General features: G+C 68.5%; 1 protein-coding gene. It reads left to right on the top strand.

What is annotated here, in order from left to right; all coding sequences use genetic code 11:
* Nucleotides 1-102: 102 nt before the first annotated feature.
* A partial coding sequence (locus ACFXN1_RS51865; protein WP_379464199.1) for a serine/threonine-protein kinase occupies nt 103-1,278 on the top strand: 1,176 nt, incomplete at its 3' end.

Raw genomic sequence — 1,278 nt, 5'->3', positions numbered from 1 at the left:
TGAAGCTTGTGGGTTTCGGGGATCGGTCGCGGCGGTTTAGCGTTGATCTACGGCGAACGACCGTGAGTCCGTGCAATCGTGTGGGTGAGCAGGGATGCTGACATGAGCGAGCCGGCACCGAGATCGCGGGTGGGTACCCGTTTCGGGTGCTACCAGCTGCGGAAGCTGCTGGGTCGGGGCGGTATGGGTGAGGTGTACGAGGCCTACGACACCATCAAGGACCGCACGGTGGCGCTGAAGTTGCTGCCCGAACACCTGGCCGTCGACGCCCGCTATCGCGATCGGTTCCGGCGCGAGTCCCGCACCGCCGCCCGTCTGCAAGAACCACACATCATCCCGATCCACGACTACGGCGAGATCGATGGCCTGCTCTTCATCGACATGCGGCTCGTCGCCGGCGGCACTCTCGGCGGCCTGCTGACCCAGCACGGCCCGATGGCGCCGGCGCGTGCGGTCGCGATCATCGCCCAGGTCGCTGCGGCGTTGGACGCCGCCCACGCCGAGGGATTGATCCACCGCGACATCAAACCCGCCAACATCATGATCACCCGGGCCGATTTCGCCTACCTCGTCGACTTCGGCATCGCCCACTCCACCACCGGTACCGCTTTGACCGGCACAGGGACCGCGGTCGGCACGTACTCCTACATGGCCCCGGAACGGTTCGCGGGGGATGAGGTCACCTACCGCGCCGACATCTACTCGCTGGCGTGTGTGCTGCACGAGTGCCTGACCGCCACCCGTCCCTACCGTGCCGACAGTGTCGAGGCGCTGATCACCGCCCACCTGTTCGACCCGATCCCCCGGCCCAGCGCCGTCCATCCGGGCACCCCGACGGCGTTCGACGCCGTCATCGCGCGGGGAATGGCCAAGGATCCCGCCGACCGCTACCCGAGCGCGGGAGACCTCGCCCGCGCCGCGCACGACGCCCTCACCGGCACCGACCAGCACATCGCCTCCACCATCCTCGCCAGCGTGGCCACCCCGATCCTCCCCACCGGCCCGCGCTCACGCCCCCCGCCGACGCCACGGCCGCGCGTGCTGAAGCTCCTGCGGCGACGGTGGATCCCTGTCCTGGCCGTGGTGCTCCTGGTAGCCGCCGCAGGCGGGGGGATCGCCTACTGGAAACTGTCCGAGAGTGTCGGCAACCCCACGACGGCCACAACCGTCACGGCCACCATCCCCGTCGGCAACGGGCCGGAATTGCTGGCGGTCGACCCGAGCACGCACACCCTCTACACCACTAACTTCGGCGACAATTCGGTGTCGGTGATCGAC

It is taken from the genome of Nocardia sp. NPDC059154, assembly GCF_042755705.1.
In the GTDB taxonomy this organism is placed as follows: Bacteria; Actinomycetota; Actinomycetes; order Mycobacteriales; family Mycobacteriaceae; genus Nocardia.
This window is presented reverse-complemented; position numbering and strand designations above follow the sequence as displayed.